The sequence below is a fragment of the Verrucomicrobiota bacterium genome, from assembly GCA_039192515.1.
In the GTDB taxonomy this organism is placed as follows: Bacteria; Verrucomicrobiota; Verrucomicrobiia; order Methylacidiphilales; family JBCCWR01; genus JBCCWR01.
This window is the reverse complement of the sequence record JBCCXA010000031.1, coordinates 17679-42323: the sequence shown is the minus strand read 5'-3', so window position 1 is coordinate 42323 and position 24645 is coordinate 17679. Positions and strand designations below refer to the sequence as shown.

The following is a 24645-nucleotide window of genomic DNA, read 5'->3' as shown; positions in this document are numbered from 1 at the left end:
GAAATTGATGCTAATCAAAATATGCATAAAATTGTCTAAGCGAGTGTTATTTCTGGATCTTTCAGTTGCTTTTTCGATGAGGGTTGGTCTGGGTGATCAAGAAGTTCTTAATATTCAATAAAAAATTAAAGGAATTCTATATGCTGCAAATAAAAAACGATTGTATTACGAAGAGGATAACAAAGAGATCTAGTCAAAAGGGACAGGCAGTAGTCGAAGTTGCCTTATTTGCGACAATTCTACTTACTTTATCATTAGTAGCCTTTGACTTAGCTTCACAAGTTGGAAAAGGGCAAGCTCTTGCATCAGTGGCTAGGGAAGCAGCCAGAGCTTATGTGTCAGTGAAAGGAACTGCCACTAGTGATGAAGCTGACGCCTCTGCACCGTTTGAAGCTGCCTACGATATAGCGATGAACATGGTGGCACCTGGTGATTTTGCTGATCGTGAAAACGCTAAGCACAATGATTCTTGGAATATTTTTGTGAATGTGGTCAAAAGAATTGATTCTAATGGATCTATTGAGAGAGAAAGAGATGAGGATGGTGATGGTATCGTCGGGGAAGAAGATGATTTACTAGTAATTGATGATTCGGGGTCATTCCCAGCTTCGAATAGTAATTATAAGTCCCGTTTCGTTACGGAAAAGAGGGTGATTAGGGTAGACGGGGTTCCTACTACGTTTGACGTGATTAAAAACCCAGAAAATTATAACTTGAGCACGGACTTTATTGGCTACTTACAAACGATTGTAGCTGTAGAGGTATTCCAAGAAGTAGATATGATTACGGGGCTAGATCAATTGGTGGGCTGGTCTGACTTCAATCAGCTATACGAGGTTGCATACTACTAGCTCTATTTTAATCAAAAAGACTATGCGGACGGAAATTCTGTAAGATTACAAATAACCTATCGAGTAAATACTAATGAGTTAAAGCTAAGCGGCATTGACACGATATTTAAAAATATGAAAGATTCTTTATTTAGCAAAGAAAACCATTGGACTGCTCAGAGAATACATCATAAAAAGCAGAGCGGTCAATACACCGCACTATTTGCTATTCTATTACTGCCTATATTACTTTTTTCAGGTATGGGGCTAGACTTTGGCCTCTACTATATAGATGAAGCTCGCTTGGTTCGTGCTGTAGATGGTGCGGCTCTGCGGTTGGGAAGTAATTTTACGGATGATGTAAATCTCCAACAAAAAATAGTATCCAATTTGATGGAAGCGAACTACCCCGGTTGGGGGGTATCCGGCCCTTGGGAGGCTCTTAGCGGGGATCCAGATGATTATGAATATAAATCGGTAAGTTCAAATGGGGCGACCGTTTACTATGTTGCTGAGCAAGCTGCTGTAAAAATCGGTAGTGGGAACTTATTTCCTAGGCCCGAGACAAGAGGCTATGACGGAGAAGATAACGTAGGGGATGCTCGGGGTGGTTACACGTATACGTCTACACTTGGATTGAGAGAGGCAATTTATGAAGGATATGAGTGGGACAATTTGGATTATAAAAAGTACAGGAAAGTGCGCGCTCTAAGTGTTCGAATAAAAGCGGAAGTAAAGCACAGAACGTTCTTTTTGCCTCTTGCGGGCATTAATTACATGAATCTCAAGCAAGAAACGGAAGTGGGTCGGAGGCCATCTATTATTATGCTGGTCTTAGACGCTTCAAGCTCCATGAAAGCTGAAGATACCGGCGATGGGCCCCGCTATGAGGCATTGATAAGATCGGTTAAGAACTTTGTGCAGGAATTTGATAATGAACAAGACTACTTTGGTGTTGTTTATTTCTCTAGCATAGGAAGGGTGGTATTTCCAAACAATGGCCCATTTGTTCCCAGAGCGAATTTCAAAGACGTCATCTCTGATATGATGGATACAACAGATGATGTGAGCCAAGATTATTTATTGGGGGAAAGAACCAATGCTCAAGAGGGAATGCGAGTAGCTTATAATGTAGTAGAGAATTTCTTTTCAGCACTTCCAGGAGCGCGTGATAATGTCAACGTATCCTATGTTTTCTTTACAGACGGAGATTTTAATACTACTAGGTCTTTGGCTAGAGGGCCAGGTTACAACACAGTGCACAGCCAAAATAGTGTGCCATGGACTCATAATATCAAACCCTTGAGTTCCAATGGGAATCTATCAGGTGTTAGATTTGACCGACTAGATAGCAGTGGCAACGATGTTGGTAGCTATGATTTGGCCTCCTTGATTCAAGGCGTAGATATTACTACCCTAGAAGGTGTTAACGCGAATATAGGACAATGGACCAATAATTTTAATAACAACAACTCCCTAGCCTGGAGAAGCCAAGCCAGTTCTCAATCATATTCTGATGAGGATGCAGATTCTGCTGGCTACACCGATGCAGTGGTTACAGCCATTATGGAGGGCAATAATTTGAATTCGCAACATGATGATTTCTGGGCCCCTTGGTCTTGGTTGGAAGAGGATGCTGGAGTTTCTCCAGGTAGCTTTAATTTAATAAATAGGAGTCCAGTTCCCATTGTTATGTCTGCTATTAATGATAAGAGCGATGAGAGTAAATATGGATATGTAATAGATGATGGGGTGGATAAAAGACTTAAGGAATATCTTATAAACCCGGATGGATCCGAGACTTCAACACCTAAGGAGCACTATATTGTGGGGCCTCAGCTTATGAGAAGCTTGGTTGCTAATGAAGTAAGCCGACTGGGAGAAAGAAGCATCTTGTTGTTTCCAGGGCGCATTCGCTCACCCAGACAGAATTGGACGTCGGATAGTAATACCGTTCTGGCTAATATGGTGTTGCACGACAACATGCCAGATGAATGGAAGGCCCTTGAAGCAACCCCCAACCAATATCCATATTACTACTACAGAACACCTCTTGTTGATGCATCAATCCGCTGGGGTAGTGCCATGATTGAACCCACGCGAGATATGGAGCATCAGAAACTAGAGTTTATACCTGGTAGTGAAGTCTTCAATAATCACTATATTCGCTACCACCAGAGGCCGCCTGTAGATGACGCTCGTTTTGGAACATGGGATAATGGGGATAGGGAGATTGATAATATTGATGAAGACTCTTGGTTTATTGCTACAAACCGTAATAGATTGAGAGAGAGAGCTAGAACTAGTAGAAGCTTTCGCATGGAAGAAATTTACCCGGAGTTTTACTTTGGAGAGAATCTGGCAAGCTCTGTCTCAGGTGATCCTACAGAATTTTACCGTTGGGACACAGGTGCTTGGGAAAGGTTCTCATATGACAACATTGTAAGTATGGCGGAATGGCTCATCGAAGCTCAGTGCTGGCTGGCAAGAAGGGACCATGACGCCACAATCTATACAGTTGTATTTGGAAATGATTTGAAGAATGAGCACTATTCGATGTCAAATATGAATGCTAGTGAGCCCGGAAAGAAATTATGGGATGAACAAAAATTGGGGGTTTGCTACAAGGCGCAGACTTCCACGGAGCTTCAAGAGGTTTTTGCTGATATTGCCTCTCGAATCGCGGTAAGTATTACTCAATAGGCAGGATAAATTTTCTCCAGATTAAATCACAGATTTGTTAAGTCGATTTGTTAAAGGTCAACTTGGTTAGTAAGTAGGGATCCCTTTATGCTTAGGTGGTTTGTATCTGGATTGAGTTTATTGTCTTTTAATTTGTCTATGGCTGGGCCATTAGATAAGGCAAAGATTACGAGAATTATTAATCAAGTAGAAGTTGTTGAGTCACATACTTCACGCAAAGCACGTGCACAAGAAATCATTCAGGGTGACAATAGCGTGACCACTGGAGTTAAATCTCGCGCTGAACTTATGTTCACGGATCGCACTTTAACTAGGCTAGGTTCCAATACGGTTTTTAATTTTGATCAGGGAACGAGAAACCTCAATTTAAAGAAAGGAGTCATGCTACTTCAAGTCCCCAAAGGGCTAGGGGGCACTAAGATTAAAACGGCTTCAGTTTCCGCTGCTATCACGGGAACGACTATTATGATGGAGTATCAGCCAAACCAACATGCCAAAGTGCTAGTTTTGGAAGGCTCGTTACGTATGTCGATTCCGGGTCGCATGGGCGAAACACAAATCTTAACTCCTGGCAAGATGCTGCTAATGCCTGCTGGCGCTAAAACCATTCCCGAGCCAGTAGATTTTGATATTAAGACTTTGGTCAAGAGCTCCTCACTGGTAACTGGGATGGATGAAGGCGAAAAGGATGAAAGTAATCAAGATTCATTAAGCCCAATAGAGGAGCAAAAAGAAAAGAAGAGCGCAGAGAAATCTGAGGGTCTCGCAAGCAATCAGGATATGGGGCCAGAAACTGATGAGACCTCTCAAGATCAAATGAAAACAGAAAGAGATTCAATTGAGAGTAGGGAGGCGCGAGATAATCTTGATATGAATATTATAGAAAATGAGATTATCCAGCAAGAGGAGCTAAAGGCAAACGGAGAGCTATCCGATTCTGGTTTTGCGATCCTTGGGAAAGGCAGAGATGTTGTAACACTTGAGGAAGAAGACCTAGAACTTATTGATGAATATAATGAAACAAGTGAGAATTTTGCAGAAGATCAAAAAAGGGACGAAAAAAGCAAGAGTGAAAAAAGAAAGGAACTAGAGAGTAACAGGTTGGAAAATGAAATAGGGTTGGACGAAAAGGGAAATGGCGAGCAAGACAGAGAGGGGAAGTCTGAGAAAAGTGGTGGGCCTCCTAGCATAGATTCTCCTCCGGACCTTATTTCTACGCCTGACCCCGTATTACCGTCAATTATTATTCCGGAAGGGGTAATCCCCGATAACACGGAGAGAGTGCTTGATATAATACCTGGGGGACTAACACTGGATAGTAGCGTGAGTATCTCGACAAATCCCTCTATAGAGTTTAGTGGAGGGAGTTATAGTGGTGTCGTCTTTGATCCTCAGGTAGACAATATTTATACATTGGTCTTGCAAGAGCCAGGTCCTAGTCCAGTAGATCAATTTGTAAACTACTTAGGTCCTCGTCCTTCTGGTGACCTATTCGAGAGCACAGCTGTCTTTCGAACGCAAAGTTTAAATGTTACGGGAGATCCTCAAATTCTGCTGGATGGGATAACGGGCCGTGTAGGTATTTATTCTGAGAGCTATGTGAATGTAGGGCCAAGCAACTATACTTTCTCACCTTTGAATGGCATTTACTTTGTTAGTGAAAGTAACACCACTATCAACACCTTGGCTGTGTTTGATAATCCAAGCCTAGATCTTAGTTTCTATGCGAGAGGATTGGGGTCCGATATCGATTTCTTTGGACACGTGATGAACGCACGTAATTTGGAGTTAAGCTCTGGTGGTGACATTGATATATGGGGCGCCGGCTCAATTAATCTGTCGGGTATGGGCGTCGCGCTGATTACTGCTTACAATGATGTGAATGTTTTTGGTTATCTGCAGGCTCCGACTGTGGATATTTTAGCAGGTGGTGTTGCTGAAATCGGTGCTTGGGGAAGTAACTCCTATGCTACAAATGCCTTCCACGTCTCAGCAAACCAAATCATTGGCTCTGGGAGTTATGACTTATCTGCATTGAACAGTAGCAGTTTAATTGCTGGTCCTGGGGGTATTAGTGGTATTACTGATTTCAGCATAGGTAGTTTGAGCACGGGAGCAAATTTACTAGGTCTAACGGGCTTGGATACATACGGCGGTGGTGTTTACGTGGATGGTAATTTATCTTCTGACTTTGTGAACTCAGTGGGTGATGTAAATGTGACAGGTGATATTACAATCACCTTTACTGGAAATTCAATTATTTCTGGTGGAAGCATTTACGCAAATGAGATCAATGGAACGAATATAGATGTCACCGCAAGTAGAATTGTTTATTCAGGAACAGGTCCAGCAGCCGGAGTAATTGATGAACTCAGGGTAAGGGATTTTTATGGCTCTGGGACAGATCTGGTTGCAAACAAAATTGTTAAATTTGACAATGGGCTTCATACATTCAATGTGAACTCCATCGAGGCACAAATAGTCAATGGTATAGATTTTGCGGAAATAGCAGATGCGCAGCTTAGTGGTGCTAGCCTCACGCTAAACTCGGCAACCTCTATTGAATTTGGAGTAACTGCAGGACAGATAGATAATGCCAGTTTTTCTGGGTCAACCGGAACATCAACTGGTTTTAGTGGCGCTAACAGTGGCTTTTTCAATGCTACAGCTACAACTGGTCACATCGGTATGATCTCTGCACAGGTGTATGCTGAGGGAGGTGCTTCCACGGATAGTAGCGGTGGAAACGGTGGAATCATCGATTTTCGGGCACCAGATTATATATCAATAGATGCGGGATCTTCTCTTGACGTAGATGGTGGAGGTTCTGGTTCTGGGGCAGGGGGTAATGCAGGCACGATAGACTTAAGTGCAACGAATGGATATATCACCATAGATGGTAATCTAGTTGCAAATGGCGGCGGAAGCGGTGTGGGCACTGAGGGAAGTGGTGGCACTATTGGTATTAAAGCGGATGGAGCTACTGCTGCAATTGCCACAGGGTCAACATCTACCATTAGCACTATTGTTGGTGGCAGTACAACAACAACAGCTGGTGATGGTGGCACAGTTCTAATGGAAGCAGATCAAGCCATAACTTTAGCTGGCGACATTATTGTGGGTTCTGATGCTGGGACTGACCGTGCTTTGAGAGGCGGTTTGATTGACATTCTCTCTCATAGGACTGCAGGGACAGCTATTGCAATAGACAATACGTCTTCATTACAAGCACTCATGAGTAGCACAGGCGGCGTTTCAAACGGTAGGATCAACGTCGTAGCTGATGGTGCTACTGGCGATGTGCTTATCAATGGAGCTAATATTGCTGCAGATGTGTTGAGGATAGGTGCGGTAGGCTCCGGAGGACAGCTCTATATTAATGGTGGTTCGACCTTAAGTGCGACTAGCTTGATGAAATTGTATTCTGGAACCGGTATTATATTCGATGGTTCAGTTACATTGGATGGAGCTGGAGGAAAGACTGCAGCAGCTCCAACTATCACACTCAATAATGGTGCCAATGTCATTGTTAACGGAGGTAATCTTGAGCTTTATACGGACACGGCCAATTTCACTGGGTCAGGTGGTAATAGCTCAACTACAGGATCATTTAGTGGTACGGGAGCCATCTCAATTTCAGGTGGCTACAGTTCGGCTCCCGCTTTTTAAACTGGAATGATGCCATAGAGACTTAAAGATCTCTGCAAGTTTTTACCCATTTTGTTCGGCTATTATAAAATCATTTGAGTTTAACTGGAGCTTTGACTTTTTACGTTATAACCTGTGATTAAAGTAAGCTCTAGCTAACTTCTTTTATTTATCATTATCTTCGCTAGCATCGTCTCATTGGTGATCATGGTCCGAAGTTCTCTAACTCTTTTTAAACTATTCTTATTAGCAAGTATCATGTTCCGAGAAGGTTTTGTTTGTGCACAAGGCTCTCAATCTGATAATAACCAGGCGCTTACCGAAACCGAAAGAAACATCAGAATAGATCCTGAATTGAGGCCCCCGGAAAATATTAAATACACTTTTAAGAGAAATGAAAAAGTAGAGGAAGTTATCGATCATGACTTAGGGGTGCAGAGAATTTTAAAGAGAGAGCCGGTGTACCAATCTTTTTTTCTATTTGGAGATTATGGTTACTACCATACGGATAATCCATTGTTACTGGAAACAGGTAATAAACAGGATGATAGTTTTCGCGTTGGTCGATTAGGAGGGTCTTTTTTACCTAAAATAAATGAGCAGCTATATGGCGAAGTAACACTCTCCTATCAGTGGTTTCGCTATGATGAAAATTGGGAAGTATTAGATTTTGATAGTTTGAATGTCGGTGGCGGTCTAACGTGGCTACTTCCAGATATACCTAATTTGTCTTTGGGAGTGCGTTATAATTATAATCTATTAAGAGCGGGGAGTGACCGAGAACCTCCAACAGACCCAAGGGAGAATACGGTCAAGTTCGGTGAAGAGATTTTTCTGAGCCACTCATTTTCTGCCACAATTCAATATGTAGTGCCCTTGAGCAAAGCTCATTATACCTATTTAGGATACTCCAACGAGTTGCTCTGGACGGATGACGCTGATGAGACAAAGGTTCTATACAGTATCTTTACAGGCTATGGCGCAAACATTACACGTAACCTTTCTTCATCAGTTTACTACAAACTTTCCTTTGTGGATTATCAGTTTAAGACAATTCCGGAAGATCCGACACGCAGGCAAGATCTACGGCAAAATATTAGTTTAACTTTGAAATATAAATTTACAGAATGGCTGCAAGCCAATATCTCCTCTGGTTGGACTTTCAATCATTCTAATGCGGCTGCTTTAGATTATGAAGCGTTGAGCTTAGGGGCAAATTCAGGGCTAGAGCTTCGTTTCTAAATGCTACCTGAGTAAATTGGGTCAAGAAAGATAGCGAAAAAATTGTAACAGCCGTGAAGGATTATGGCGTCGAGGAAATAGGGGTAGGATACTGCAAGTAGAAAAGGTGCGCCTTGCTTGATGCATTTTACCCAAGCGCGCCTGAGCCCAATACACGAGATAAGTGTTGCGCTAATACGCATAGAGGTGCAGACGACCCAACGAATTGGGAAAAACAGGTCGTCATCATCTATGTCTTCTGGCGAGATGTAGACATGGATATACATCAGATTCTGGAGCAAAGAGAAAATGAGTGCAGAGCCTTCCCCGATAAAGAGGAACTGCCAACCCGAATGAAGTAGATAAGGTCTTCTCTCTAATAGATAGATATTTTCTGATTGCTTGATTAATTCTTCAGCAATGGGAACAAATAGAACGATGACATAGATACCAAATAAGCTGCCGGGATTTAAAAATAAGCACTTCTAGTGCGGAAAAAATCCTTCGAGAACAGCAGCTAGTAACGTTGATATGAGCTCTTGAGGTTGGGATATATGAGATTGTGCTTCATCAAGCTATTGCCTGAACTTCTTTTCGTACCCGCTTTTATCATAAATTTTTTAACTCCAGACAGAGTCTCGGATTTTTTCTAAGTCAGCGCTTTTTTTTGAATGAGTTGGGTTATTTTCTCTTTAGGGTCTGCTTTGAATCCCTTTCCTCGAAAAGCAGGTTCCACATGAATGGAAAAAGGATCGTCTTTATCTCTTATAATCATCGACTGCCTCTGCTTTATTGCTTATCTGTAAAGCCGTCCCATATGCTGTTACTTCTACACCAGCAGAAGAGCGGCTTACAGAGGCAATGGTTGAGGTCTCAATTCGCACATTCCAGACAATGTGAGCACCTTGTTTTTTTGCCTCACTTAGCATTCGCACCATTGCTTCTCGGCGAGCTCGCTCGACAAGTTTTACAAGGCTATTAACACGGCCCCCGAACAGATTTCTTAGAGATGCCACAACTACTTTGAAATAATCGTTTGCGATGACGACAGAACCCACAACAAGCTTAGAGGATGCAATAGTCCAATCTGCTGGGACAGTCTTAAGATTGCAGCGAGTGATACTAGAAAGTTCCTTCTCTCTTCGTTCCAAGGATTTGAGGTGCCTATTTTCACGGTAAGATCCGAAAAAGTAACCGATCCCCAGTAATAAAAGGAAAATTCCTAGTTGAAAAAAGATCTCGATGAGGGCAGTCATGATGGAGATTGACTAAGCTACTCGACTGTAACTGCCGTTCCATAGGCGTAGAGCTCTGCCGCTCCGGCTGAGACCGAGCTCGTGGCAAAGCGTACGTTAACAACTGCATTGGCTCCTAGTTCCTCTGCCTGAGCAAGCATACGTTCAGTGGCTTCGCTTCGAGCCTCTACTAATAGCTCGGTGTAGCCTGTTAGCTCTCCTCCTACAATATTTTTAAATCCAGCTGCAATGTCTCGGCCTACATGCTTAGCCCGCACCGTATTACCTTGTACGATGCCTTTGACATTAATGATTGTTTTTCCGGGAATAATTTCAGTATTAACTACGATCATAGCTTGAATAAATTGCCCTAGAGAACACATAAATGCGATTAGAAAAAAGGGCGTAAATTGTAATGGGAGTTCGTGGGTAGAGTCATAAATATACGAATAGCTTGTTCTGAATAGCGGTTGGTTGCTGTTGACATAGCCGTTTAGAGTTGTTTCAATCTTCGTCCTTAAATTTAATGGAGAATCAGAATCATGGGTAAAGGAGATAAGCGAACCAGAAGAGGAAAAACGAAGAACGGAAGTTATGGAAATGTTCGTTCACAACAAGCAAGAAGAAAAGCCGTAAAAAAAGCAGCCGCTTAGTTTCTAGGTATTGGTATGTCTGACATGTTCAGACATATATCTAAAGCGACGACATTCGAAAAATCTTTTTATAAAGGCTTTAGCGCAGCTCGATCAATTTTATCTGATTGGCCATAAACGCTAGAGTTCTTCCATAGATGAATTTTAAGGATAAGTCCCTTTCTGTATGGCAGGAGAAGCAGTTTATTGTTTTTCTGTGTGTTTTAGCGGGAGTGTTTATCTTCCAAAACCTAGGGGAAGCGCCTCTTGGATATTTTGATGAGCTTAAGTCTGCTGAGCGTTCCACGTCTTTTTTGACTACTGGAGATTGGGGGGCTGTGCACATGAATCATGAAGCTAATTTTAATAAGCCTCCTCTGCAATATTGGTTGAACGCATTATTCTATCTGGGCCAAACAGATAAGGAGTTGGCGGTTCGCTGGGTGAATGGTTTTTTTTGTTTAGCCCTTTTCATTATACTTCCGTTCTGGGTAAAAATTTATTGCCCAAATGTAAGGTGGCTGAGTGCACTCTCCGTTTATTTATTATTAGTCTATGGTCCATTTCTTGAATATGCCCGGATTGGTATTTTGGATATGGGCGCAGCATTCTTTTGTATCCTCACCTGGGTATTGATTGGACTAGCCTGTAGAGATGTGAGGTGGTGGGCTGGAGTAGCCTTAGTTTGTGTTCTAGGTGCATTGCAAAAAACTCCATTACCCTTTGCTATCTGGTTATTTTGTCTCCTAGGGTTTGGATTCAATAGGACAGAGCGTGTGCGTTTGCATAATATTTGGCTGTGGGGAAGTTTGCTATTCGCATTATTGCTTGCCTCGGTGTGGCCTACTCTGCAAATCATCCGCTTTGGAAATGCTTACTTTGATACCTATATAAAATATGAGTTGTCTGAGATGGTTCGACGTGACTTTAATTATGGCCCATTCACTTACATTTGGTGGATGAGTAAGAAGTGGTTTTTATTTGCCGGGTTGGCCCTTGTAGGAAATCTATGGATTCTTTTGGCAAAAGAATTTAGAAAGGAAAAGGTTTTATGGTTGAGTGCGTTATGGGTGTTCCTCTTTTTTCTAGGAATGAGTTCTCTAACAGGGCATTCGCATAGGTATCTCTTTCCCATCCTACCGATAATGGCTGTCTTTGCAGCATGGACCTGGATAAAACTATTAGGTAACAGGCCTATGCTATCTGTCATCTTGCTTCTCCTTAGTTCTATTCCTTGTTGGATAACTGCACATTACCATTATCATCTTAAAAGAGAGGAGTATGCCCCTTACGTGGAACTGTGGCGAGAATTAGGGGAGGAACTCAAAGCAACTAAATATAATGAAGGTATATTTATCAGTATGTCATTTAAAGAAGACTCCGGTGCATTGAACCCATATGGTATGATGTTGGGGAGTCGCTATTACGGTGCTATTTCTGAAAAAGTGATCGAATTGGATACTGCAGAGGACTTTCATCAATTAGATAGTATGAACAAGCCGCTACTAGGAATTGTTGCCAGGAGTAGACTCCAAGCATTAAATGACTTATCATTGCCAATTGAGGTGTTAGTTGAGGTAGAGGAAGCCATCTTATTAAGGATAAATTAAAGTGAAATTTCATTTATTTGATACACTAAGTAGAACGAAATTGTCAGTAGAGCCGAGCGACGGCAAAGCACTTAGAATTTATTGCTGTGGTCCTACTGTGTATGGGCCTGCGCATATAGGGAACTTTCGTACTTTTGTTCTTCAGGATTTGCTTCGCCGTGTTGTGGAGCTTTCAGGTTTCAAGATGAAGCATGTCCGCAATATAACTGATTTGGATGATAAGACTATTCGGCAGTCTCAAGCAGAGGGTAAAAGTCTGAAAGAGTTTACAACCTACTGGTATAATAGATTTGCTAAGGACTGTGAGTTACTCAATCTATTAAAGCCTCATGTTGAGCCAAGTGCAGTTAACCATATCGCAGAGCAAATTCATCTTATACAAAAATTAATGGAAAAAGGGCATGCCTATGTTGGAGGGGATGGTTCAGTCTATTTCTCAATTAGCTCATTTAAGCATTACGGACGATTGGCACACCTAGATGAGCAAGAACTTCGCATAGGATCAGCTGATTCTTTGAATAATAATGATGAATATGAAAAGGAGCAACTAGCGGACTTTGCTCTTTGGAAAGCTTATCGAAAAGATGATGGAGACAATACATGGGATAGTCCTTGGGGTAAAGGAAGACCAGGATGGCATCTCGAATGTAGTGCCATGAGTATGAAATATTTAGGAGATGACTTTGATCTTCATTCTGGGGGAGTAGATCTTATTTTTCCTCATCATGAAAATGAAATTGCTCAGAGTGAATGTTGCACAGGTAAGCGATTTTGCCGCCATTGGTTTCACGTTGCTCACTTGATGGTAGATGGAGGAAAAATGAGCAAGAGGCTAGGCAATTTATATACCCTAGAAGATATTCTAGCTAAGGGTTTTTCTCCTATGGATATGAGATATGTGCTTATGAGAGGGCATTATCGCCAGACACTAAATTTTACTTTAGATACACTGCATGCAGCACAACAGGCCCTGCTCAAGATAAAAAAAATAGTGGATCTCTTGCTGGATAAAGGGACACTAAAGTCATTGCCGAGCTATCAGCAACAAGTGAAAAAGCCTCTGGAGCATTTAGGCCTATTTCAGCAAGCTTGGGAGGCCTTACTGGACGATTTAAAAACCCCCGAAGCAGACGGTAAACTATTTACTGGGCTTCGTGATGTTGAAAAAGAAATAGCTAAAGGCGACATCAACTCAGACCAAGCGAATGAGTGGCTTAATCAGATTGCCTTCATTTTAAATGCCATGGGGCTTGAATTGCCTAGGGTGGTTGAAGAAGTGGCACCGGACGAGATCAAAGCTTTTGCCGAAGAGAGATGGACCGCGAAGTTAGCAAAGGACTGGGCAAGGGCTGATGAGCTCAGGTTGAAAATCGAGTCACTGGGCTGGACTACAAAGGATAGTAAAACTGAATACAGGCTGGCCCGCCTAAAGAATTAGCATAGAGGGCTGGGCGCTTGTCAGGACTGTAGGGTCGTATCTGCTTCTTGCATTTTCTTTTGCATCTTGTGTCTACTTATAAGTTGTTTTAGATCTAGATTGGATATCAAGTGACTCTTACGCGTAAGTAGTCTAAGTTCTCGTGCAGCAAGATTTTTATATAAAGAGGCTTTCAGAATTGTTTCAGTCGATGGCTTAATTTGATAGCGACCTAAAGTGAGTTGATCTTTAAATGTAAATGGGAATAAATCATGAGGCAGTATTTTAAGATCATTAATTTTAGTACCAGTCTTGGAACCTAAGTCAGTTAGCCACATGCCATTTTGATTTATTTTTAATTTAGTATGAGAGGGGCTAATCTCTGTATCTTCCAGACTGATGTGAGCAGTCTCATCTTGGCCAAATACAGCGATTTCATTTTCTATTAGACACTCAAAAGTCTTACCTGTGCTGTGAGTGCAAACCATTGTAAACGGGAAAAATGCTCTCCGCATATCGATGTACTGTTTACATGTGCCAGCAGAGAAATTTGTGTGTTTAAGAGACTGCTGAAGGTTATTAGCAATTACATGGATCTCTGTGATCTTGGGAAAGATTCTATCTGTTCGACTTGTATGGGCCTCAACCCATTCATAGGAGGCATTGGGCCAACAGAGTGCATCAATAAAATTTGTTACTGGGAGCTGTTGCTCGGCTTCGTAGAGATACTCAACGTCTGTAACGAGTCCACGATGTAATGTAATCCTAGCACGTTGACCTTTTTGAGGATTGATTAGAGTAAGATGGCCACTAAGTGCACAGTGTAGCAGACTTTTCAAAAAGTCACCGACTTTGCAGTCTATAATGGGGCTAAGGTCTCTCACGGTTCTATGATTATAATAGTCACGGTTATAATATCAATATATTATTATAGAAGTGATAATCTATTGACATCACTATGCTTAGCCAAGCTCAATAATACCTATATGCAGGCATCTAAAAGAAATCCATTAATTTTCAATGATTTCAAAGTTTTGCCAGCCACGAAGATCAAAATGCCACCACTCATGGCGAAGGCCTGAGAAGCCAGCTTGATGAAAGGCTCGGATCAAAATCCTTGCATGCTTACCAGCTGTTTTTGATACATCAGAGAAGTCTTGGTCGGCTTTTTTAGAAAATTCATCGAATTTGGAAGGCATTTCTACCGGTTTGCCATTGAGATCTGCAAGAGAGGCATCAACGGCTGTTCCCCTTCCATGGCGGTTATACTTAGGGATTGGAGGGGCTACAAAAGCTTTGTATTTGGTGCTCTCGAAAAGTGCTTTTTGAACGGAAGGAGGGCGGTAGGCATCTAGAATAATTAATCGGAAGCCCTTTGGTTCTAATTCGGAGATGACTTTTTTGAGTGCTTCGATGGTCTCCTTACGGAGGTAAGCATTGGAGTCTTTATAAAGCTTTTTACCCACAAAATTATTTTTAGTAGCGTAGCGCATGTCAATAATCGCTGTAGGCAAGTGCTCTTTTACATTGAAGAGCTCAGGGTGAGGGTGGTTTGAGGGAGCTGAGGTTAATTTTACCAAAAAAATGGCGATATATATATAAGTTATTAGAAAAAGTATTCGCATGAGTAGTTTAAAGCGCCTTCATCTATTAAGAATTACAAAGGGGAAAAATGCGGCATGGTTATTGTACTTTGCTTATTAGCGCTCTTGATTGGGATAATAACATTATCCTATCTCATTACTACTAGCGCGGTTAATGTTTCTGAGATGGTTTTGGATCATTACCTTGTAGATCTTTTCGGGTAGCGCGCTTTTTAGGCCTAGAAGGTGGCTGGTGAACATCAACTTGAGTGACATCCGGGAACTTTTTCAGGCGAGTGAGTTCGTGCTTAGCATCAAAGCGAAGCTTTTCTAATTGGATAATGAGGTCATCGATTTCTTGATCTATTTCTTGGATATTGAGACAAGGTGAAGATAGAAGCATATTGCCTTGCTTATCCACTTTAAGATCGCGTATGGTCAGTGCTAATTGGCTGTCCTGAGGCGCATCTTTATTTTTTGAGGGAATCGCTAGATAACTGAAGCTTGGATCCATACTTTATTTAGACTGAAGAGTTTGTCATGCTTTTGCAAAATCTTTCTATTCTATGCATGGCCTCTTCTAGGAGCTTCATGGAAGTTGCGTAACTGCAGCGGATAAAGCCTTCTCCGCCTTCCCCAAATGCATTACCAGGGACGACTGCAACATTTTCTTGGTTGACTAATTGATGGGCAAACTCGTGGCTGCTTAGGCCCGTTGATTGAATAGAAGGGAAAACATAAAAGGCTCCCTGAGGTTCGAAGCAAGTAAGACCAAGTCGCTTAAAATGATGTACGATGTAGTTTCGGCGCTCTTGATAAGAAGATTTCATCCTCTCCATCTCTGTTTTGCCGTTTTCTAATGCTTCAATGGCTGCTTCTTGACTCATAATAGAAGCGCATAACATGGAATATTGGTGTACCCGCATCATGGCTTCTACTAGAGGAGCAGAAGCACAAGCATAACCGAGGCGAAATCCTGTCATCGCATATGCCTTACTTAATCCATGGAGGAATATAGTTCTTTCGCGCATACCTGGTAGGGAGGCGATTGAGACATGTTCTCCATCATAAGTGAGTTCAGCGTACACTTCGTCAGAAATGACTAGGATGTTATTTTCCGAGCAAAGTTTTGCAATTTTCTGAGCCTCCTCTTTTGGCAAAACCGCACCTGTAGGGTTTGTGGGGAAGTTGAGAAGGAGGGCCTTGGTCTTAGAGGTGATGAGAGGTGCAATATCCTCTGCTTTTAGCGAAAAATCATTTTCAGGCTTAGTCATGACCGGGATAGGCACGCCGCGAGCGAGTAAAATACTAGGCGAATAGGATACATAACAAGGTTGGTGATAGAGGATCTCGTCTCCCGGGTTGATAATAGCCCGAAGCGCTAGATCGATAGCTTCTGATACACCAACAGTGATGATAATTTCATTTTCGGGTTGATAACGAATCTGGAAATTCTTTTCAAGGTAGTACGAAATGCTCTTACGGAGGCTTAGTAATCCTAGGTTAGAGGTATAGCTTGTCTTGCCCTGTTCAAGTGCATAGATAGTGGCTTCTCTGATATGCCAGGGAGTGACAAAATCTGGTTCTCCTATCCCTAGTGATATGATGTCCTGACGACCTTGGACCAGTTCAAAAAAATCGCGTATTCCGGAACGTGGGATATTCCGTATATGTTCGGCGATAAAAGATTCTGAGTCGCTGAGGGAAGTGGGTGGGCGTTGGCTCATGGTGAGATGCTCAAGCGTTCCTCAGAACTATGACGTCGGAATAAGGTGCCTTGCTCCTTATATGTTTTTAGCATGAAGTGCGTAGCCGTTGAAAGAACACCTTCTAAGGTTGAGAGCTTTGCAGAAACAAAACTAGCGACTTGTTTTAGATCTGGGCCTTCTACAAATACTAGTAAGTCGTAGGAGCCGCTCATTAAGTAGCATGATTTAACTTCCGCAAATTGAGCAATTCTATCTGCGAGCCTATTGAATCCACCACCTCGTTCGGGTGTGATCCGCACTTCAATCACGGCTAAGACCAGCTTGCGATCAGCCTTCTCGTCATCGACGATTGCTTTATAGGCGAGTATGACATCTTCCTCCTCAAGTTTCTTAATTTCTTGGCGCACTTGATCGACAGGCCTTTTGAGCATTTCTGCAATGGTCTCAGGCGACGCTAGAGCATTTTCTTCAAGGATTTTTAGGATTTTATCCATATGGAACTATAGCAAGCATTGGATAGGTCTCAATGGAGAAAACAGGAATGTGAACCCATGCCATTTCAATAAGGTTCTAATTAGATGGACATATACGGAAGCTTTTGTGCCACGGTGGCAACTTGTTTCTCTGATTCAATTAAGCTGCCAAGGGGGTCCCAGCGGCCAGAAGTAAGTGCCTCGCGGGCTGAGTCACGCATCTCACAGGGGAAGGTTTGGTCCTTAATACTTAACTGAAGTACATGGATATCAATAAGAAGTTCAGCAGAGGGGTCGTCCTCAATGATTTCACGAATACTCGCTATATCCTCTTTGTTGGCGGTGACGCAAGGCATGCCAAGAGTTGTGGAATTCCCAAAGAAAATCTCAGCATAACCCTCTGCTACAACAGCTCTTATTCCATAACGATAGATGGATTGGGGAGCGTGTTCGCGTGAAGAACCACAGCCAAAATTGTTTCCTGAAAGTAAGATAGTCGCGCCCTCAAACTTTTTGTCATTAAGAGCGTGATCCGTTTTGTTACCTTCCTTGTCGAAACGAACGTCATAAAAGAAATATTCACCTAGGCCATCAAAAGTGACGCACTTCATGAATCTGGCTGGGATAATACGATCGGTGTCTATATCGTTGCCGGGTGCGGGAACACAACGGCCTTTAACTTGAGTGATTTTATCCATATTAAATGTTAAGTTTGAGATATTAGAGGATCAACGATTCGGGTTGAAAGACCTCACGAGCATCACTGACCTCTCCTTTCACGGCAGCAGCAGCGACCATTAATGGGCTCATTAATAGGGTTCTACCAGTAGGGCTGCCTTGGCGCCCTTTAAAATTTCGATTGCTGGAGCTAGCGCATAGCTCATCTCCAACCAATTTGTCAGGATTCATGGCTAAGCACATGGAGCAACCGGCATCACGCCAATCAAAGCCAGCATCCCTAAATATTTGGTCAATACCCTTTTCATGGAGGATTCTTCCCACGACTTGTGATCCGGGCACAGCTATGGCTCGGACACCCTCAGCAACCTTATGGCCTTTGATATACTCTGCTACTTCAACAAAATCGGAGTATCGACCGTTGGTGCATGAGCCAATGAAGGCGACGTTGATCTTTTTGCCTTTGATTGCTTCTCCTCCCTCGAATTGCATGTATTCGAGAGCTTCAGCAATGGAAGCTTGATCCGCTTCATTGGCACCATCAGCGACTGCAGGGATATTTTCATTAATGGCGATGCCCTGACTCGGATTAATGCCCCAAGTTACGGTTGGTTCGATATCAGCGGCATTGATATTCACTACATCATCATATTTAGCGTCAGCATCAGATGCAAAAGACTGCCATTGTTCGACTGCTTGATCCCATGGTACGCCCTTGGGTGAATACGGGCGTCCTTTCAGATACGCAAAAGTTGTTTCATCGGGGTTGACATAACCAACTCGTGCACCACCCTCAATCGACATATTGCAAACGGTCATGCGTTCTTCCATAGAGAAGTTATCAAAGGTATTTCCCGCGTATTCGTAGGCATAGCCGGTGCCGCCATTTACTCCAAGTATTCGAATAATGTGAAGAATTACGTCTTTGGCATAGACTCCAGCGCTGAGCTGTCCATTTACATTGATGCGGCGAACTTTGAGTTTGCCTATGGCCATCGTTTGTGTGGCAAGAACGTCTCGCACCTGGCTTGTGCCAATGCCGAAAGCTATGGCTCCGAAAGCACCATGAGTAGAAGTATGAGAGTCTCCGCAAGCGATGGTGGTTCCTGGCTGAGTAATGCCCTGCTCTGGCCCAACAGTGTGAACAATTCCCTGCTTTCCTGAAGCGACATCGAAATAAGTAACACCGAACTCTTTACAGTTCTTACCCAGTTCTTCGATCATATCATCTGCTAGCTGGTCAGCAAAAGGGCGTTCGCGTTGATCAGTTGGGATAATATGGTCAACGGTAGCAAATGTGCGGTGAGGATACCGGACCTTTAAACCACGCTCTCTTAGCATAGCAAACGCTTGAGGACTAGTCACTTCGTGTACGAGATGCGTTCCAATAAGCAGTTGTGTTTGCCCATTAGCTAAATCCTGAACCTTGTGCGCTTCCCAAACTTTTTCGAAGAGTGTTTTTCCCATGGTTTTTCTCTGATTAAATGGCCCAAAAGCATAGGGTAAGAACTGCTTCTAGGCAATGATTATCATGACCACATTTTTTGAGCAACTTCTCCATATCATCATGGCCTCCTCTAAGTCATTGATATCTGGTAGGGATTCTGTTTATTAGGAGGCAATGAAAATTTTAGGGAGAGAATATTCAAGAGCGGTTTTACTCACATTGGCTATTTTTACAGTAAGCCTGTCTGTGGGATTGGCGGATAGTCGAACTAGGAATGATTTGTTGAAGGAAATTGAATCGCTAAAAAAAGAGAATGAAGCATTACGTGGGCAATTGTCCGGCAGGCCAGTGACGGCTAAGCCGTTGACGCCACAGGCAAAGATGGAACAACTCACTGATTTAAACAAAGTCAAATGGAAGCGTGATATCTCACTTGGTGCAAATTTGTCGCGCGGCAATACAGATTCCTTTTTGCTGAACCTTAAAGCCAAAGCCACTCGTGAGAGTGAACTAGATAAATTACAATTACGTGTCGAGGGGTCTTTAGGAGAAACAGAAGAAGAAACCACGGCTCAAAAAGCCTTGGGGCGTCTGCAATACAACCGAGAGATTGGTGATCGTTGGTATTGGTTAGCACTAGGGGAAGGGCTTTATGATGATCAATTAGGGATTAATTACCGATTTACGATTGGGCCTGGAATTGGATATAAGTTTTACGAAACAGATAAATTTTCTATGTCTTTGGAAGCGGGGCCTGTGCTCGTGCTGGAGGAATTAAACGACTCGAGTCTAGACACAAGTCTGCGTGGACGAGTGACCCATCATATAGAATATCAATTTAATGATGCGATTAAAATGTATCATGAAGCTGGGTTTTTACAAAATGCCCAGGACCTTGAGGACTGGAATGCTAGTTTTGAGTTAGGATTAGAAAGCCGCCTGATGGAGCATCTGAGTCTACGATTTTCTTTGGAGAATTTATATGATAATAAGCCAGCTTCGGATAAGCAGGAATACGATCTTTTATCCACCTCCTCAATTGTGATTGATTTTTAGGCTGTGGCAAAAAATGGGTTGTGTTGCTTTTCCAAGCCTACTTGAGTGATGGGGCCGTGGCCTGGACATAATAGAGTTTCATCTGGCAGAGTTAAGATCTGAGATTGATTAGCCTCTAAGGCATCTTCATAAGAAATCATGCCGCCTCCCATAGATCCGGCGAAGATAGCGTCTCCGACAATGGCTAGCTTTTTACTCAAACCCTCTAGCACATAGGTTGTTCCGCCAATACTATGGCCAGTCGTTTGCAAGGTGCGAATAGTCACGGAATCTAATTCAAAATGTTTTCCAAAATTAAAAGTAGTAGCTCCAGGGATCTTCTCCTTGACATTGACATGAGCTATCGCTCCCGTTTTCTCAGTCATGCGATCGAGCTCAAAAATATGGTCTCCATGTGTATGGGTAAGAAAGATGTGCGTTAGCTGGAGATTTTCGCTGGAAATTAAGTCCAGCATCTGATTTGCATCGGTTCCAGTGTCAAAGGCTATGGCGCGATTGGTCTTGGGTAAGATAATGAGGTAGGAGTTTACCGTCATGTCATCAAATGGAGTGGTATAGGTGTGCAATTCTGCTGGTAGGGAAGAGATGTTTGGGTGCCACTTTTTTTCTGCACTGTCGAGCAGTGCTTGGATAGAGAGATTTAGTGTTGGTGCAATTTTGGAAATGGCTTCCTTGTCTGTGTCGCCAGCTAAAATTTTTTTTAAATCGTCTGCATGGATGCCTGATTTTTCACAAATATCCTTGGGAGATAAGTTCAGTCCTGTAATGGCTTTGCCGATGATATCTTCGTGGTTGTCTTCTAATGGAATCATAATCAATGCATACTGGTGGGGTTTAATAGCTAGACTATTCTGGAAATTCTTGCGAGCGATTTATTTATGGCAAATAGCTTGTTTTGGTAAAGGATGTTATTCGGAAATTTAGCTGACACTGCAGAAGCTTTGCCGTAGTTTGATCCAATGGAGATGATGTTTCTTGGCCCAAGATCTTGCACAGATCTTTAGGTCTCTAAGGCATCATTCGGGTTAAACCGTTTGGGAGGTGCGCTTTGGAAAAAATAGATGAGCTGATCATTGATGTCAAAGATCCACAATGGATAGAGTCATTAAAGCAATGTCACCCTGCTGACATTGCTGAGCAAACAAGGTCTATCCCAGTAAGTAAAATTCGCGAGGTTTTGCGACAACTACCTGATGAATTAACTGCGGAAGTGATAGCGGAGTATCCCATTGAGATGTCCGTGCAGCTTTTTGAAACTATGCGCCTCAATAGGCTTTCTGGAATTATCGGAGAGATGTTTACGGATGATGCTGCAGACGTCTTAGGGCAACTTTCTGCTAAGCGTCTCAATGAGATCATGGGTTCCCTGAATCCCGAAGATGCTGCTGAGATGCGCAGCCTTTTGAAATATCCCGAGGATTCTGCTGGGGGTACCATGCAGACCGAGTTTATTGCGCTCTCCGAGTCATTGAGTGTTGCCGAAGCTACCGAAAAGCTGCGTACGCACGAAGAGATTAACAGTGAAGATTTGTTTTACATCTATGTAATAGATGAGGATGGCAGACTTCGTGGTGTTCTGAGGGTTAGGGATCTTCTTTTCTCCAAAGCGGATCGTATGATCGAGGAACTGATGGATCGAGATGTAAGGTGTGTCTCCGTTCATGCAGACCAAGAAGAAGTAGCCACTTTATTTCAGCGTTATCACTTTAATTCTATTCCTGTAGTGGATGATTTTCAGCGCTTACAAGGTATTATCCTGAGTGATGATGTCATCGAGATTGTTCAAGAGGAGGCTACTGAGGATATGCAGAGGATGGTGGGTCTCTCAGGTGAGGAAATGTTGGATACCTCCTGGCGTACGTCGGTTCGTAATCGCTTGCCCTGGTTATGTGTCAATCTAGCAACGGCTTTTGCTGCAGGACTTGTGGTTTCTATTTTTGAAGAGACGATTGCCCAGTATGCAGTTTTGGCCATTTTTCTTCCTATCATTGCGGGACAAGGAGGGAATGCTGGAACTCAAACACTGACTATCCTAGTACGCTCACTAGCCTTGTCAGAAGTTTCCTTACAGCAACAGCGAGCGGCTTTGGTTAAGGAAGTAGTTGTAGGATTGATCAATGGTATATCTATTGGTCTAATAGTGGGTTTAGTGTCTTGGGTGTGGAAAGGAAATTTGAGTTTGGGCATCATCACATGTCTGGCTATGGCATTGAATATGTTGGTGGCTGCCGTGGCTGGAGTATTGATTCCCTTAGGCTTAAAAAGTCTTAAAATAGACCCCGCCCTGGCCTCGGCTATTATGTTGACGACTGTAACCGATGTTATTGGTTTTTTTGTTTTCCTCGGACTAGCCGCATTGGGAATGCAATTCTTTCCCCAATATATGCTGTGATAGTGGTAGAGAAAATTATTTCTCTTTGAGTTTTTTCAGGTCGGGAAGAAGCTTGGATTCTAAAACTCGTTTGCTGTAACCTTTGGTTTCCAGTTTTTTGATTTGATCGTAGTAAGGTAGCATCATGGCATCCAGTCTATCCATGACATTGAGGGCAGCGAGCTCTATGTGTTGATCAGATTCAGAGTTTTTAGCTTTGGCAAGCTTGAGCAAGGTGGCAAGCGCAGCTTCGCGATCACTGATATCGCCATAGCGTGCCAAGGCCTCAGCCGCGACTACGCGCGCAGAGGGTGCTGATTTTATATCAAGAACCGTTAGTAAAGCCTTACGGTGTGTCTTAATTGTGGCTTCCCCGCGGATCAGAAGACCTAGAGTCGCCCAATATTGGACAGCGGGGTCGGCATCATTCATTGATTCAACAAGAGTTGGCACAGCCTCCAACTCACCATCTGCTGCAAGTTCAGCAATGGTGCGGATTCTTTTGAGGTCGTAGACATCTGAATGTGCCCATTCGTAGGGTGTTTGACCCTTGGCCGGGCGCGAATGGATTTGTGACTCTGGGACAAATCCAATATCACGAATTTCCTCTTGTTGCTTGTGCAAGACAGCCATTAGTTCTTTGCGAGTATCGCTATAGTTGGGATCATCGGCGAGGTTCTTTACTTGATCCGGGTCGTTTTGCATGTCGTATAGCTCTACGGGTGGCTTGGGGTTCCAATAACTTGATGAGGGTAGACCTAACTCACCGGCCTCGGTTTTTGCTTTCCAGGGGTTCATGACGAGGTTTTCATGAAGGGTCTGTATATGTTGACCATAAGGTAGATGAGGCATGTAGTTGCGCATGAGCTGGTAGCGTTCATTGCGTACGGTCCGTATCATATCGATACGCTCGTCCATGCGGCCGCGCGCGCCAAAGATATATTGGCGTGGCTCCTTACTGTAAACACCCATAAATGGGAGGCCTTGCATAGTAGGGGGAGGTTCGATACCAGCCAGGCTCAGCATAGTCGGGCCAATGTCGACAAAGCTAACCGGGCGGTTTGTCTTGGTGCCGGGATTGTATTCCTTAGGCGCTAGGGTAGATCGGTATTTCTCAGGAATGTAGATAATCAGGGGCACACGAAGCCCAAAATCTCTTACGTAGCGCTTCCCACGTGCAATAGCGGGCCCGTGGTCCCCCCAGATCATAATGATAGTATTTTCCATTAGACTATGCTCTTTCATAGTCTCAAGCCATTTGCCAATGACTCCATCGAATTCTTCGATCCGCTTGTATAGGGCATGCCAGGCTAGGTGCATTTCGGGGATATCCGGATGAAAGGCGGGCAAGTCATACCTTGGAATTTTAGACTTTTTGAGCTCTTTCATTTTAGCGCGGATGCCGCCCTCGTGTAGCTTGCCGTATTGCAGCTTCATGAAAAATGGTTGTTCAATATCAGCTAGTGAAGCATTACTATTCCATAGTGTGCCAGTTTTACGCACGGCATAGTCTTCTTTCCCATGATTGGCCGTTTTGTAGCCAGCTTCGCTTAGAATCTGTGAATACATTTTGGAGCCTGGAGGGGGTGACACTGTTGAGCGCATGTGCTGACCGCCCAAGCTCTCCGCATACATTCCCATGGCCAAGGCCGTCCTTGCCGGGCGACATACTGGTGAGTTTGACCAGGCAAGATTGTAGGTCAGACTCAAGTTAGCAATATGGTCAATATTTGGCGTCTTGGCGTAGCGGGCGTGCTTTTCCCCGTAAGGGCTGAGTTGAGCGCCCAAGTCTTCGCCACACATCCAGACGATATTGGGTCGCTTTGATTCCGCAATTGCAGAGTGTGAGTTTGAAATAATCAAAATCCCTAAACTTAGGAACGTCGTAGCAATATTAAGATATAAGGTGTAGTATTTTTTCATAGTGATTTTTGAAGGTTAACGCAGAAACCTTAGCATGAAACCTGAATAATGTATTAGAGAGTAAAGAATCCTTTTAACATCTTGATAGTAAATAGGTTTTATGGGATTT

At 43.1% G+C, this 24645-nt stretch carries 21 protein-coding genes; 10 read left to right on the top strand and 11 right to left on the bottom strand.

Annotation, left to right across the window (positions count from 1 at the left end; all coding sequences use genetic code 11):
* The first annotated feature begins 140 nt into the window (after positions 1–140).
* The 5 genes from AAGA18_12620 (at position 141) to AAGA18_12600 (ending at position 8764) form a co-directional block, all read left to right on the top strand.
* Positions 141–851, top strand: coding sequence for a TadE family protein (locus AAGA18_12620; GenBank protein MEM9446182.1), 711 nt, complete (start codon positions 141–143; stop codon positions 849–851).
* Positions 852–965: 114 nt separating this feature from the next.
* Positions 966–3533 carry a VWA domain-containing protein gene (locus AAGA18_12615; GenBank protein ID MEM9446181.1) on the top strand — a complete coding sequence of 856 codons (2568 nt, stop codon included), beginning with the start codon at positions 966–968 and terminating at the stop codon, positions 3531–3533.
* Between the two features lie 87 nt (positions 3534–3620).
* Positions 3621–7202 carry a FecR domain-containing protein gene (locus tag AAGA18_12610; protein ID MEM9446180.1) on the top strand — a complete coding sequence of 1194 codons (3582 nt, stop codon included), beginning with the start codon at positions 3621–3623 and terminating at the stop codon, positions 7200–7202.
* Between the two features lie 186 nt (positions 7203–7388).
* The gene (locus AAGA18_12605) at positions 7389–8423 is read left to right on the top strand and encodes a hypothetical protein (protein ID MEM9446179.1); all 1035 of its coding nucleotides are present in this window, start codon (positions 7389–7391) and stop codon (positions 8421–8423) included.
* A 113-nt stretch (positions 8424–8536) separates the two neighbouring features.
* Positions 8537–8764 (top strand): hypothetical protein, encoded by a 228-nt coding sequence (locus AAGA18_12600; protein ID MEM9446178.1) that lies wholly within the window; start codon positions 8537–8539, stop codon positions 8762–8764.
* A gap of 396 nt (positions 8765–9160) precedes the next feature.
* On the opposite strand, the gene AAGA18_12595 is transcribed toward AAGA18_12600, so the two are convergent.
* Positions 9161–9658: a heavy metal-binding domain-containing protein gene (locus tag AAGA18_12595; GenBank protein MEM9446177.1), complete on the bottom strand. Its 498-nt coding sequence runs from the start codon at positions 9656–9658 to the stop codon at positions 9161–9163.
* A 17-nt stretch (positions 9659–9675) separates the two neighbouring features.
* Positions 9676–9990 carry a YbjQ family protein gene (locus AAGA18_12590; GenBank protein ID MEM9446176.1) on the bottom strand — a complete coding sequence of 105 codons (315 nt, stop codon included), beginning with the start codon at positions 9988–9990 and terminating at the stop codon, positions 9676–9678.
* Positions 9991–10179: 189 nt separating this feature from the next.
* On the opposite strand from AAGA18_12590, the gene AAGA18_12585 reads away from it, so the two are divergent.
* The 3 genes from AAGA18_12585 (at position 10180) to cysS (ending at position 13317) form a co-directional block, all read left to right on the top strand.
* The gene (locus tag AAGA18_12585; protein MEM9446175.1) at positions 10180–10290 is read left to right on the top strand and encodes a 30S ribosomal protein THX; all 111 of its coding nucleotides are present in this window, start codon (positions 10180–10182) and stop codon (positions 10288–10290) included.
* A gap of 137 nt (positions 10291–10427) precedes the next feature.
* Complete coding sequence (locus AAGA18_12580; protein MEM9446174.1) at positions 10428–11879, top strand: hypothetical protein; 1452 nt, start codon at positions 10428–10430, stop codon at positions 11877–11879.
* Position 11880: 1 nt separating this feature from the next.
* Positions 11881–13317 (top strand): cysteine--tRNA ligase, encoded by a 1437-nt coding sequence (gene cysS, locus AAGA18_12575; protein ID MEM9446173.1) that lies wholly within the window; start codon positions 11881–11883, stop codon positions 13315–13317.
* Positions 13318–13337: 20 nt separating this feature from the next.
* On the opposite strand, the gene AAGA18_12570 is transcribed toward cysS, so the two are convergent.
* The 7 genes from AAGA18_12570 to leuC form a co-directional block, all read right to left on the bottom strand.
* On the bottom strand, positions 13338–14180 hold the full coding sequence (locus AAGA18_12570) for an FHA domain-containing protein (protein MEM9446172.1): 843 nt from the start codon (positions 14178–14180) through the stop codon (positions 13338–13340).
* A 126-nt stretch (positions 14181–14306) separates the two neighbouring features.
* Positions 14307–14876 carry a M15 family metallopeptidase gene (locus AAGA18_12565; GenBank protein MEM9446171.1) on the bottom strand — a complete coding sequence of 190 codons (570 nt, stop codon included), beginning with the start codon at positions 14874–14876 and terminating at the stop codon, positions 14307–14309.
* A 175-nt stretch (positions 14877–15051) separates the two neighbouring features.
* Positions 15052–15393: a hypothetical protein gene (locus tag AAGA18_12560; GenBank protein ID MEM9446170.1), complete on the bottom strand. Its 342-nt coding sequence runs from the start codon at positions 15391–15393 to the stop codon at positions 15052–15054.
* 7 nt (positions 15394–15400) lie between these two features.
* Positions 15401–16606, bottom strand: a complete 1206-nt coding sequence (locus tag AAGA18_12555; GenBank protein MEM9446169.1) for an aminotransferase class I/II-fold pyridoxal phosphate-dependent enzyme — start codon at positions 16604–16606, stop codon at positions 15401–15403.
* Positions 16603–17082, bottom strand: a complete 480-nt coding sequence (locus AAGA18_12550) for an Lrp/AsnC family transcriptional regulator (protein MEM9446168.1) — start codon at positions 17080–17082, stop codon at positions 16603–16605. Before AAGA18_12550 ends, AAGA18_12555 begins: the two co-directional genes overlap by 4 nt.
* A gap of 80 nt (positions 17083–17162) precedes the next feature.
* Positions 17163–17759, bottom strand: a complete 597-nt coding sequence (gene leuD, locus AAGA18_12545) for a 3-isopropylmalate dehydratase small subunit (protein MEM9446167.1) — start codon at positions 17757–17759, stop codon at positions 17163–17165.
* A gap of 22 nt (positions 17760–17781) precedes the next feature.
* Complete coding sequence (gene leuC / locus AAGA18_12540) at positions 17782–19206, bottom strand: 3-isopropylmalate dehydratase large subunit (protein MEM9446166.1); 1425 nt, start codon at positions 19204–19206, stop codon at positions 17782–17784.
* 154 nt (positions 19207–19360) lie between these two features.
* On the opposite strand from leuC, the gene AAGA18_12535 reads away from it, so the two are divergent.
* Positions 19361–20242 (top strand): DUF481 domain-containing protein, encoded by an 882-nt coding sequence (locus tag AAGA18_12535; GenBank protein ID MEM9446165.1) that lies wholly within the window; start codon positions 19361–19363, stop codon positions 20240–20242.
* Here AAGA18_12535 and AAGA18_12530 read toward each other — a convergent pair.
* Complete coding sequence (locus tag AAGA18_12530; protein MEM9446164.1) at positions 20239–21054, bottom strand: MBL fold metallo-hydrolase; 816 nt, start codon at positions 21052–21054, stop codon at positions 20239–20241. The genes AAGA18_12535 and AAGA18_12530 overlap by 4 nt on opposite strands.
* A 236-nt stretch (positions 21055–21290) precedes the next feature.
* Here AAGA18_12530 and mgtE point away from each other — a divergent pair, with 236 nt between their 5' ends.
* Positions 21291–22634, top strand: a complete 1344-nt coding sequence (mgtE, locus tag AAGA18_12525) for a magnesium transporter (protein MEM9446163.1) — start codon at positions 21291–21293, stop codon at positions 22632–22634.
* 15 nt (positions 22635–22649) lie between these two features.
* Here the strand turns inward: mgtE and AAGA18_12520 are convergent, their stop codons facing one another.
* A complete protein-coding gene (locus AAGA18_12520; GenBank protein MEM9446162.1) occupies positions 22650–24536 on the bottom strand; it encodes a sulfatase-like hydrolase/transferase in 1887 nt (628 codons plus the stop codon).
* Positions 24537–24645 lie beyond the last annotated feature (109 nt).

Excerpts from the sequence above, each read along its gene's own strand:
- AAGA18_12620 (MEM9446182.1), top strand. The coding sequence starts at position 141 with ATGCTGCAAATAAAAAACGATTGTATTACGAAGAGGATAACAAAGAGA.
- AAGA18_12615 (MEM9446181.1), top strand. The coding sequence starts at position 966 with ATGAAAGATTCTTTATTTAGCAAAGAAAACCATTGGACTGCTCAGAGA.
- AAGA18_12610 (MEM9446180.1), top strand. The coding sequence starts at position 3,621 with ATGCTTAGGTGGTTTGTATCTGGATTGAGTTTATTGTCTTTTAATTTG.
- AAGA18_12605 (MEM9446179.1), top strand. The coding sequence starts at position 7,389 with ATGGTCCGAAGTTCTCTAACTCTTTTTAAACTATTCTTATTAGCAAGT.
- AAGA18_12595 (MEM9446177.1), bottom strand. The coding sequence starts at position 9,658 with ATGACTGCCCTCATCGAGATCTTTTTTCAACTAGGAATTTTCCTTTTA.
- AAGA18_12590 (MEM9446176.1), bottom strand. The coding sequence starts at position 9,990 with ATGATCGTAGTTAATACTGAAATTATTCCCGGAAAAACAATCATTAAT.
- AAGA18_12585 (MEM9446175.1), top strand. The coding sequence starts at position 10,180 with ATGGGTAAAGGAGATAAGCGAACCAGAAGAGGAAAAACGAAGAACGGA.
- AAGA18_12580 (MEM9446174.1), top strand. The coding sequence starts at position 10,428 with ATGAATTTTAAGGATAAGTCCCTTTCTGTATGGCAGGAGAAGCAGTTT.
- AAGA18_12560 (MEM9446170.1), bottom strand. The coding sequence starts at position 15,393 with ATGGATCCAAGCTTCAGTTATCTAGCGATTCCCTCAAAAAATAAAGAT.
- AAGA18_12555 (MEM9446169.1), bottom strand. The coding sequence starts at position 16,606 with ATGAGCCAACGCCCACCCACTTCCCTCAGCGACTCAGAATCTTTTATC.
- AAGA18_12550 (MEM9446168.1), bottom strand. The coding sequence starts at position 17,082 with ATGGATAAAATCCTAAAAATCCTTGAAGAAAATGCTCTAGCGTCGCCT.
- leuD (MEM9446167.1), bottom strand. The coding sequence starts at position 17,759 with ATGGATAAAATCACTCAAGTTAAAGGCCGTTGTGTTCCCGCACCCGGC.
- leuC (MEM9446166.1), bottom strand. The coding sequence starts at position 19,206 with ATGGGAAAAACACTCTTCGAAAAAGTTTGGGAAGCGCACAAGGTTCAG.
- AAGA18_12535 (MEM9446165.1), top strand. The coding sequence starts at position 19,361 with ATGAAAATTTTAGGGAGAGAATATTCAAGAGCGGTTTTACTCACATTG.
- AAGA18_12530 (MEM9446164.1), bottom strand. The coding sequence starts at position 21,054 with ATGATTCCATTAGAAGACAACCACGAAGATATCATCGGCAAAGCCATT.
- AAGA18_12520 (MEM9446162.1), bottom strand. The coding sequence starts at position 24,536 with ATGAAAAAATACTACACCTTATATCTTAATATTGCTACGACGTTCCTA.